Here is an 8,416-nt window from a genome sequence, read left to right as displayed (position 1 = left end):
TCATCCGATGGCGTGCCGCCGTTGCCAACTGCGCCGCGGCGCGCGGATACCGCAACGACGGGCGGTGCCTGCAGCCCGAGGAGAATTGCCGGACTCAATCAGGACCCCGGCCTTTCCAAGGATCAGGTGTGGTAGCAAACCGGGAAAAGGTCACCACTTACAGTTGACAAATTTTACAATTGACCGATAATTTACCCGTTTTAAGGGAGGTCTTTATGTCTGAGCCGTTTCTTGCAGAAATTCGAATGATGGGCTTCAATTTTGCTCCGCGAGGTTGGGGCTTTTGTGACGGACAGATCCTTCCCATCAACCAGAACCAGTCGCTGTATTCGCTTCTCGGCACCACATACGGAGGCGACGGTCGCACGAGCTTCGCCCTTCCCGACCTGCGCGGCCGCACCCCGATCCATGTCGGGCGCTCGAATGGCGGGCAGTTTCATACCGAAGGCCAAAAGAGCGGCGAAGAAACGCACACGCTCTCCGCCAATGAAATGCCGCAACACGATCACCAGTTCGAAGGCTCCTCCGCAGTAGGTGATACGCCCATACCGGTCGGCAATGTCCTGGCGGACAGCCCTGCCAATTTTTACAGGAGTCCGGGGGCGAACGAAGTCCAGTTGCGGGCGGGAACAATCACGAATGTCGGTGGCAGCCAGGCGCATGAGAACATGCAGCCCTACCTCGCGGTGAACTTCTGTATCGCCCTGCAAGGGCTCTTTCCATCTCGCAATTAGCGCTTTTCACTCACGCTCCGAGTTCATTTGAAACGCCTTGGGAGGCAAGTGCATGTCCGAACCCTTTGTCGGCGAGATCCGCATGTTCGCGGGCAATTTTGCCCCGCGCGGATGGGCTTTCTGCGACGGCCAGTTGCTCGCGGTCAGCCAGAACGACGCGCTGTTTTCCTTGCTCGGCACGATCTATGGCGGCGACGGTCGAACGACCTTCGGTCTGCCCGACATGCGGGGGCGCTTGCCGATCCACGCCGGCCATGGGCCCGGACTGTCCGAACGCCGCCTGGGCGCGAAAGGCGGCGCGGAACAGGTCACGCTTACCGTCAACCAGATGCCCAGCCACACGCATCCCCTGAAGGCCTCGACCGACTTCGGAACGGAAGCCTCTCCGGCCGGGAACATTCCCGCACAGTCGACCGTGGGCAACCTTTATTTTGAAACATTCCCTTCGGAGAACCTGTCATCAAGTGCGGTGACCGGAACCGGTGGCAGCCGTTCTCACACCAATCTGATGCCCTATTTGTGCGTGCATTTCATCATCGCGCTCTTCGGCATCTACCCGAGCCGGCACTGAAGGAGACGTCCCAATGTCCGAACCGTTCATTGCCGAAATCCGGATTTTTGCCGGCAACTTCGCACCCCGCAGTTGGGCCTTCTGCAACGGCCAGTTGCTTCCCGTCTCGCAGAACACGGCACTGTTCTCGCTGATCGGGACCACCTATGGCGGCGACGGTCGGTCCACGACCGCTTTGCCGAATCTGGAAGGACGCGCGCCGATGCATCCGGGTCGCGGCCCAGGGCTGACCTCGCGGAGGCTTGGCCAGCGCGGTGGTGTCGAGATGGTGACGCTTACCGAGGCACAGATGCCGAACCACAAGCACACACCGATGGCAGCACCGAACCAGGCACTGGTATCGACGCCCTCAAGCACCACATCCCTTGCACGATCGCGTTTCGCCAATGCCTATCACTCATCGGCAAGCCTGGTGAACATGACCGCGCTGCCATCGGCCGGCGGCTCGCAGGCGCACAACAACATGCAGCCTTACCTGACGATGAATTTCATCATCGCACTTCAGGGACTTTACCCGTCGCGCAGCTGAGGTTGCGACGTCATTTCAGATGTTTTCTCACAGGAGCGCGGCCATGACCGAAGCACCGAGAACCGAAATCGAACTTGAAGAAGGCGCCTTTCTCCCTGGACCCGATCGGGGCATGACACCCTTCGCGGAATTGTCGCGGCTGATGGTCGTTGCAGCCGACATGAGCAGCGACAAGCTCGTGTGGAAGGCACAGAGCGAACCGAACGGCCCTTGGGGAGACGACTGGACACCGGTGAGCGACACGGATTATGGCGTTTTCGCCGCCGGTTCGACAACCGACGGACGCGTTGCCATTGCCGCGCAAACGCGGACCGCGCCGAAAGCCGTGCACTATATCGACGAACAGGCGGACAATGTCGGGTCGATCCAGAACTGGAACCCGCCGGTCGATCTGGGACTTCCGCCCCAGGTGGAAGACCTCACGCAGCTTGGCATGACCCGCGACGCGGACGGGCGGATCGCGATCTTCGGCGTCGACGGACAAAGCGGAACGGTCTGGTGGATCTTCCAGAACCCGGACAAGATCGTCGACAAGACCGAACATGTGGTGCCTCCCGGACAAAAGGAACCGATCATCGTTCATGTCCGGGTCGCCGAACCGCCGGATCGGGCCTGGAGTTCCTGGTCCCCCCTGAGCGGGGCGCATATCGCGCGTATCACCGTCACCAACAACGCCGACGGGCGCATTCTGGTTGCCGGGACCGGGCAGGATCCGTCCAGCACGGCCGTCTATGTCAACCAGGAAACGGATCCGCTCACGCTGACGCCGGCGCAATGGAGCGGCTGGACACGGATCGACACCCCGGCCAGCGGCACGTCGCTCGGGCCCACCCCTCCGTCGGCCGTTCTGGACCCGGAAGGAGCGGTCAACATCTTCATGATCGGTGACGCCTCGGAAGTGGTTCAGCTTCGGCAAGACCCGCCGGGAAGTGCGACATGGGCCGAGTGGGTGCGGCCGGGCATGACCGGCCAGGTCTTGTTCAACGTCGCCTCGGCCTTTGACGGTCACGGTCACATCGTGCTTGCCGCGATCGACGAGAACCGCGGCCTGCATGCCAACTACCAGATCGACGCCCCGCATCAGACATGGTCCGGATGGCAGAAGATCGGGATCGTCCCGGATTTCGGCAGGATCGTTATGGACTACAATTCCGATGGCCGCTTGACGTGTTTCCAGGGACTCAGCAAATCGGACGGGCTGGCCATTATCTCGCAGGCAACGCCGGATTCCACCTCGTGGAGTGCCGGGTGGACCTCGCTGGCCAGCAGCAGCATCGCCTCCTTCCAGGTCGTGCGCGACCTCACCCCGCCGGGCAGCACGGATTGACATGACGGACAAGCCGACTGCCGCCATCCCGAAGGCGGCAGGCCGAAACCTGCCGGATTTCGCCCGCGCCACCCGGCGCGGGCTTTGCTTTCGACGGATCGAGGACACCGACCTGCCCTTCCTCGCGGCGCTCTATGCCTCGACCCGCCAGGAGGAACTCGCCCCGCTTCCCTGGAGCGCCGCCGAAAAGGCCGCCTTTCTCCAGATGCAGTTCCAGGCGCAGCATGCCCACTACATGCAGCATTACCCCGATGCCGACTGGCTGATCGTCGAACAGGACGGCAATGCCATCGGGCGGCTTTACCTAGAGACATGGCCGTCGGAAATCCGCATCATCGACATCGCCCTGATGCCGGAAACGCGCGGAAACGGCCTCGGCCGGGCGATACTGGAGGATGTGCAGGCGCTCGCGGCCGAAAACGGCCTCGGGGTGGGCATTCACGTCGAGCATAACAACCCGGCGATGAGCCTTTACAGGCGCCTCGGCTTCGCAAAGCGCGAGGACAAGGGCGTCTATCACCTCCTGCGGTGGGAGCCGCCTGGGCCAGTGTGATCAGAGCCGACCGCAGGTCGGCATGTGCCGCGCTGGACCCAACCGGCGCGCGGGTCGGGCAAGCTGGCCGGAGCGGGCAGGCTGGAGCGGGCTAGTTGAAAACGGCCTCATAGAGCATGCCGTCCCCGTCGGGCCCGAGCGGCACGATGAAAAGTGCGGCCTCGCCGGCGCTTTCGATCTCGATCAGATGGGTCGCCTGCTCGACAACCGGCTCCACCGGACCCCTGAAGACGACAGAGAACGCGCCACCCGCGCGGTCCGGCCCGCTGACCGGCGTCACCTCGGTGATGGCGAGCGGCATGCTCTCGCCGTTGACTGTGAGCCGGATCGGCTTGTCCCGAAACGCCTCGAAGTCCGCCATGGTGGCTGTCGAAAGATCGATCGATCCGCTCATTATTTTCGTTCCCCTGTTTCTGGTGCGCCACTCTGCGGCGCCGTCCCGTGACGCTCCGGTGACCGTCGCAGCACCCGCGGAACCGGAAACCTCCCGAACCCGAGGTCAATAACCCTGCGTCGCGGCCTGCCGCTTGCCGTGTCCGTCGGAGCCGGCATCGCAACCGCGCCGCTGCGAATGGCCTCCAGTGTGTGCCCGACGATCCGGTCGAAACCGCCCTGATTGAGCGCCGACAGCATCGACAGCGTGTTTGCAGCCGGCCCGCCGAACAGCCATCCGCAATCGGCGAAGTGGCACCCCATCAAAACGGGCAGCGCGCCGCCGTCGTAATGCAGGCGGCAGGCCTCGAAGCGACAATCACGGAACACGCCGCCGTCGAGCAGGATGTCCTCGCCCGTGAAACTCACGCCAAGATGGCTCCCGCGGACCCAGGTTTCTCCGGCGTCTGATGGCATCATCTGTGTTCCCGGTTTCGCCGCGATGACGGATTTCGCGAAAGCGCGACAGCCGGCGCCGACTTCGCAACCGGCAGTATGCATATACCGGCGGTCCGGGCCTAGGCAACTTGCGACAGGAAATGTACAAAACACGCAACTCGATCGGATTAGCGAACGAATTGCCCGAGATGATCTCACTCCTCCAACCGGCGAAGGACGACCCAGCATGACAAAGACCGAGGCCGACAGTCCCCTCCCACGCGCGGCAGACGGCGCCTCGTCCGGCATGCCCCTGTTCTACGGTCGCCCCGAAGCCATTCGGGCCGAACGCCACGCGGACGTCCGGGTCGATCTCACCCCGAACTACGCCTTTTCCAGCGGCAGCCACGCCGCACCATTGAACGCGGTGGAATTTGCCGCCGCCGCTCGCCACTATCCCATCGTCTTCGCGGCAGGCACCAATCCGCCGGCAGCCGTCGCGGTGCTCGGCCTGCGCGCGGGCAAGAACCTGTTCGTCGACGACAAGGGAAACTGGCAAGCCAATTGCTACATCCCCTCCTATGTGCGGCGCTATCCGTTCGTGCTGGCGCGCAGCGACGACAACAGCGAGTTCGTGCTGTGCATCGACGCCGCGAGCGACAAGATCGGCCAGGGCGAGGGAACAGCCCTGTTCGAGGACGGCAAGCCCGCGGAAATCACGCAAAAGGCGCTGGAGTTCTGCGGTGCCTTCCAGCGCGAGGCGCTGGCGAGCGAAACGATCCTGGCAAAACTGGTCGAGCATGACCTGCTGGTACCCAACTCGGGACGCTTCACCCTGGCGTCCGGCGAGGTCCTGACGGTCAACGACTTCCTTGTTGTGGACGAAAAGCGGTTCGCGGCGCTGTCGGACGAGGCCTTTCTCGACCTGCGACGCTCCGATGCGCTGATCGCGATCTATTGCCACCTTCTGTCGATGCGCAACTGGGGCGAACTGGTGCGTCTGGAACAGGGCGATTGACCGGAAGGTGTCACAAATCACTGGACACAAACGCAAAAACGCCGCCCGTCATGGGGCGGCGTTTTTTGTGAGATCACTCTTTGGTCGGCCGGATCAGCTGCCAAGCCGGGTGTAGGCGGCGGTAAAGCCGATCAGCGTCACCGGGACGGCGATATCCTGGCGCTGCGCGGTCTTGAACGCGACCGTCAGCTGGGTGCCCTTCTTGAGCGACGCCAGCAATTCGTCGCTGATCGCCATGCCCGCATAGGCGCCATTCGCATCGCTGGTCTGGATCACCATCGGCGCCGGCTTGCCCTCATCGACCTTGACGGTCGCGCCTGCCGGCAGGAACACCCCATGCGGCAATGCCAGCACGAGCGCGTGGTTCGGCGCGCCCTCGCGCGGCTCGACCACGACCGTCAGCAGGCGCTGGTTGGTCTTCTGCATCACGATGTTCTGAACCACGCGGCACCGCTTCGGGGTTTCCTCTCCGCATTGCACCACCCAGTTTTGAGCCGGTGCGCCGGAGGACGCGCCCTCGGCCGTTTGTGCAAGCGCCGGTTCTGCTGCTCCCAGCGCCAGCGCAAAGGCAAAGCCGGCAACGATGGGGATGCCCGCGCCGAACCGGCGCGCTGCGCGTAAAGCGAACTCAATCATCAAAGGATCCATTCAAGCATCGACAACCAGGATTTGTGCGCGATCCTAAAGCCGCGCCGAGGATACGGTCAATGACGATTGCGGTCGCGCGCGGCATTGTCAGCGGCAATCGCGCCGATCCGGCGCGGGGAGCTTGGCGATCGGCGGTGCCGGGGGTAGTTTGATCGCACTTGTATGATGATAGCGGCACGGCGGCGACGGCGCCCGGAATCACGCCGGCACCCGGACCAATGGGATCCGGATAGACGGTATCCGGTTCAATGGCATCCGCGTCGATGTCCGCCGCCATTGCCTCAATCACGGGGATTGCGCGCCCCTTATGGAAAGGACCACCACGACATGAGCGTTTCCCTGCCAAATCCGCCCTCGTTCCGCCTGGATGGCAAGCGGGCGCTTGTCACCGGCGCCAGCAGGGGGATCGGACTGGCATCGGCGGCAGCACTTGCCGACGCGGGCGCGCATGTGGTGCTCGCCGCGCGCTCGCGCGACGATCTGACCGATGCCGCAGAGGCGATCCGCAAGGCGGGTGGCAAGGCGGAAATCCTGCCGCTGGATGTCGCCGACCTTCCCGCGGCGCTTGCCGCGATCGACCAGGCAGGCACCTTCGACATCCTGTTCAACAACGCCGGCATCAACCGTCCCGGCCCGTTTCTGGACGCCACGCCCGAGAATTTCGATGCCGTTTTCACGGTGAATGTGCGGTCCGCCTATTTCATCGCGCAGGCTGTCGCGCGCGGCATGATCGCACAGGGGCGCGGCGGATCGATCATCCAGACATCGAGCCAGATGGGCCATGTCGGCGGGATCGACCGCACGATCTATGCCGCTTCGAAACACGCGCTGGAAGGCCTGACCAAGGCGATGGCGATGGAGCTCGGCAAACATGCCATTCGGGTGAACACCGTCTGTCCGACATTTGTCGCCACCGCGCTGACGGCCGCCACGATGCAGGACCCGGAGCGCATGGACCGGGTCCGTTCCAAGATCCATCTCGGCCGGATCGGGGAGGTCACCGACATCACCGGCGCGGTTGTCTTCCTGGCATCGGACGCCGCCGCGCTGATCACCGGGTCCGCCGTCATGATCGACGGCGGCTGGACTGCGGGTTAGGCGATGCGGCGCACGACCTCTCTCGATGTTGCCCGCCGTGCCGGCGTGAGCCAGTCGGCGGTCAGCCGCACCTTCACGCCCGGCGCCAGCGTCTCGGCCGAAACCCGGGCCAAGGTGCTTGAAGCCGCGGATGCGCTCGGCTACCGGCCGAACAAGATCGCCCGCTCGCTGATCACCCAGCGCTCGGGCATCGTCGGGATCGTCGTCGCCTATCTCGACAATCTCTACTATCCAAATGTCCTTGAAAAGCTCTCGCGGGAACTGCAGGAGAACGGCTTTCACGCGCTGATGTTCTTCACCCATCAATCGTCCGACAAGATGGATATCGTGCTTGGCGAGTTGCTGGAGTATCAGGTCGACGGGCTGATTATCGTGTCGGCCGGACTGTCGTCGGACCTTGCGGCGCGCTGCGCGGCGAGCGGCATTCCAATCATCCTGTTCAACCGGACCCTCGACGACGAAACGCTGTCATCGGTGAGTTCCGACAATGTCGACGGAGGCGAGAAAGTCGCCCGCTTCCTGCTTCGGTGCGGGCACGAGCGCATCGCCTATCTCGCCGGTTGGCCGGGCAGCTCCACCGACCGGGACCGCCGGCTGGGGTTTACCCGGGTTTTGTCAGAAAACGGCCGCGGGCTCTACCGGGACGATGTCGGCCACTACAACCGCGAGGAAGCCTGTGCGGCGACGCGTCGCCTGTTCGCCGCGCCACCGTTTCCCGACGCGCTTTTTTGCGCAAACGACCACATGGCCGTCGCGGCGCTCGATGTCCTACGCCACGAGCTTGGCCTGTCCGTGCCGCAGGATGTCGCAGTTGTTGGCTATGACGACGCCCCCATGGCGGCCTGGCCGTCCTATGCGCTGACCACGGTCACCCAGCCGCCCGACGCCATGGTTCCGGAAGCGGTCCGCATTCTGCTCGAGAACATCGACGCGAGTGCGTCGCGCCCGCGGCAGGTGAAATTCATCGGTGAACTCGTCCAGCGCAAGACCACCCGCCCGTGCCTCTAGATGTGAAGTCTCAGGAGGTTGTTCACCCGGTTCGGGGTTAGGCTGCAATCGCCAAACTCCAGCCGAGGATCCCGAAGGATGAACAACCCGCACCAAGGTGCCCGCCTTACCGTCTATAGT

The 8,416-nt window shown here is 63.6% G+C and carries 12 protein-coding genes; 8 read left to right on the top strand and 4 right to left on the bottom strand.

Annotated elements, in window-relative coordinates:
- The first annotated feature begins 215 nt into the window (after positions 1–215).
- The 5 genes from LC092_RS10255 (at position 216) to LC092_RS10235 (ending at position 3,714) form a co-directional block, all read left to right on the top strand.
- On the top strand, positions 216–734 hold the full coding sequence (locus LC092_RS10255; RefSeq protein ID WP_224806433.1) for a phage tail protein: 519 nt from the start codon (positions 216–218) through the stop codon (positions 732–734).
- Positions 735–786: 52 nt separating this feature from the next.
- On the top strand, positions 787–1,305 hold the full coding sequence (locus LC092_RS10250) for a phage tail protein (RefSeq protein ID WP_224806432.1): 519 nt from the start codon (positions 787–789) through the stop codon (positions 1,303–1,305).
- 13 nt (positions 1,306–1,318) lie between these two features.
- Entirely contained in the window at positions 1,319–1,834 is a 516-nt protein-coding gene (locus LC092_RS10245; RefSeq protein WP_224806431.1) for a phage tail protein, read from the top strand.
- Between the two features lie 112 nt (positions 1,835–1,946).
- Complete coding sequence (locus LC092_RS10240) at positions 1,947–3,161, top strand: hypothetical protein (protein ID WP_224806430.1); 1,215 nt, start codon at positions 1,947–1,949, stop codon at positions 3,159–3,161.
- A 1-nt stretch (position 3,162) separates the two neighbouring features.
- A complete protein-coding gene (locus tag LC092_RS10235) occupies positions 3,163–3,714 on the top strand; it encodes a GNAT family N-acetyltransferase (protein ID WP_224806429.1) in 552 nt (183 codons plus the stop codon).
- 91 nt (positions 3,715–3,805) lie between these two features.
- On the opposite strand, the gene LC092_RS10230 is transcribed toward LC092_RS10235, so the two are convergent.
- Together LC092_RS10230 and LC092_RS10225 are read right to left on the bottom strand one after the other, a co-directional pair.
- Complete coding sequence (locus LC092_RS10230; RefSeq protein ID WP_224806428.1) at positions 3,806–4,108, bottom strand: DUF6916 family protein; 303 nt, start codon at positions 4,106–4,108, stop codon at positions 3,806–3,808.
- Positions 4,108–4,566: a hypothetical protein gene (locus tag LC092_RS10225; protein WP_224806427.1), complete on the bottom strand. Its 459-nt coding sequence runs from the start codon at positions 4,564–4,566 to the stop codon at positions 4,108–4,110. The genes LC092_RS10230 and LC092_RS10225 overlap by 1 nt, the downstream gene beginning before the upstream one ends.
- Before the next feature lie 205 nt (positions 4,567–4,771).
- Between LC092_RS10225 and LC092_RS10220 the strand changes: the two genes are divergently transcribed.
- On the top strand, positions 4,772–5,542 hold the full coding sequence (locus tag LC092_RS10220) for a SapC family protein (RefSeq protein ID WP_224806426.1): 771 nt from the start codon (positions 4,772–4,774) through the stop codon (positions 5,540–5,542).
- Positions 5,543–5,635: 93 nt separating this feature from the next.
- Here LC092_RS10220 and LC092_RS10215 read toward each other — a convergent pair whose 3' ends face one another.
- On the bottom strand, positions 5,636–6,178 hold the full coding sequence (locus LC092_RS10215; protein WP_224806425.1) for an invasion associated locus B family protein: 543 nt from the start codon (positions 6,176–6,178) through the stop codon (positions 5,636–5,638).
- On the bottom strand, positions 6,171–6,467 hold the full coding sequence (locus LC092_RS10210) for a hypothetical protein (RefSeq protein WP_224806424.1): 297 nt from the start codon (positions 6,465–6,467) through the stop codon (positions 6,171–6,173). The genes LC092_RS10215 and LC092_RS10210 overlap by 8 nt, the downstream gene beginning before the upstream one ends.
- Positions 6,468–6,517: 50 nt before the next feature.
- On the opposite strand from LC092_RS10210, the gene LC092_RS10205 reads away from it, so the two are divergent.
- Complete coding sequence (locus tag LC092_RS10205; RefSeq protein WP_224806423.1) at positions 6,518–7,288, top strand: SDR family NAD(P)-dependent oxidoreductase; 771 nt, start codon at positions 6,518–6,520, stop codon at positions 7,286–7,288.
- Positions 7,289–7,291: 3 nt separating this feature from the next.
- Positions 7,292–8,296 (top strand): LacI family DNA-binding transcriptional regulator, encoded by a 1,005-nt coding sequence (locus LC092_RS10200; RefSeq protein ID WP_224806422.1) that lies wholly within the window; start codon positions 7,292–7,294, stop codon positions 8,294–8,296.
- The last annotated feature ends 120 nt before the right edge of the window (positions 8,297–8,416 follow it).

This window comes from Stappia stellulata (genome assembly GCF_020176715.1).
Classification (GTDB): domain Bacteria; phylum Pseudomonadota; class Alphaproteobacteria; order Rhizobiales; family Stappiaceae; genus Stappia.
This window is presented reverse-complemented; position numbering and strand designations above follow the sequence as displayed.

Bases quoted from the DNA above. Each gene is read 5' to 3' on its own strand.
- LC092_RS10220 (WP_224806426.1), top strand. From the start codon at position 4,772: ATGACAAAGACCGAGGCCGACAGTCCCCTCCCACGCGCGGCAGACGGC.
- LC092_RS10225 (WP_224806427.1), bottom strand. From the start codon at position 4,566: ATGATGCCATCAGACGCCGGAGAAACCTGGGTCCGCGGGAGCCATCTT.
- LC092_RS10250 (WP_224806432.1), top strand. From the start codon at position 787: ATGTCCGAACCCTTTGTCGGCGAGATCCGCATGTTCGCGGGCAATTTT.
- LC092_RS10230 (WP_224806428.1), bottom strand. From the start codon at position 4,108: ATGAGCGGATCGATCGATCTTTCGACAGCCACCATGGCGGACTTCGAG.
- LC092_RS10255 (WP_224806433.1), top strand. From the start codon at position 216: ATGTCTGAGCCGTTTCTTGCAGAAATTCGAATGATGGGCTTCAATTTT.
- LC092_RS10210 (WP_224806424.1), bottom strand. From the start codon at position 6,467: ATGGCGGCGGACATCGACGCGGATGCCATTGAACCGGATACCGTCTAT.
- LC092_RS10235 (WP_224806429.1), top strand. From the start codon at position 3,163: ATGACGGACAAGCCGACTGCCGCCATCCCGAAGGCGGCAGGCCGAAAC.
- LC092_RS10200 (WP_224806422.1), top strand. From the start codon at position 7,292: ATGCGGCGCACGACCTCTCTCGATGTTGCCCGCCGTGCCGGCGTGAGC.
- LC092_RS10205 (WP_224806423.1), top strand. From the start codon at position 6,518: ATGAGCGTTTCCCTGCCAAATCCGCCCTCGTTCCGCCTGGATGGCAAG.
- LC092_RS10245 (WP_224806431.1), top strand. From the start codon at position 1,319: ATGTCCGAACCGTTCATTGCCGAAATCCGGATTTTTGCCGGCAACTTC.
- LC092_RS10240 (WP_224806430.1), top strand. From the start codon at position 1,947: ATGACACCCTTCGCGGAATTGTCGCGGCTGATGGTCGTTGCAGCCGAC.
- LC092_RS10215 (WP_224806425.1), bottom strand. From the start codon at position 6,178: ATGATTGAGTTCGCTTTACGCGCAGCGCGCCGGTTCGGCGCGGGCATC.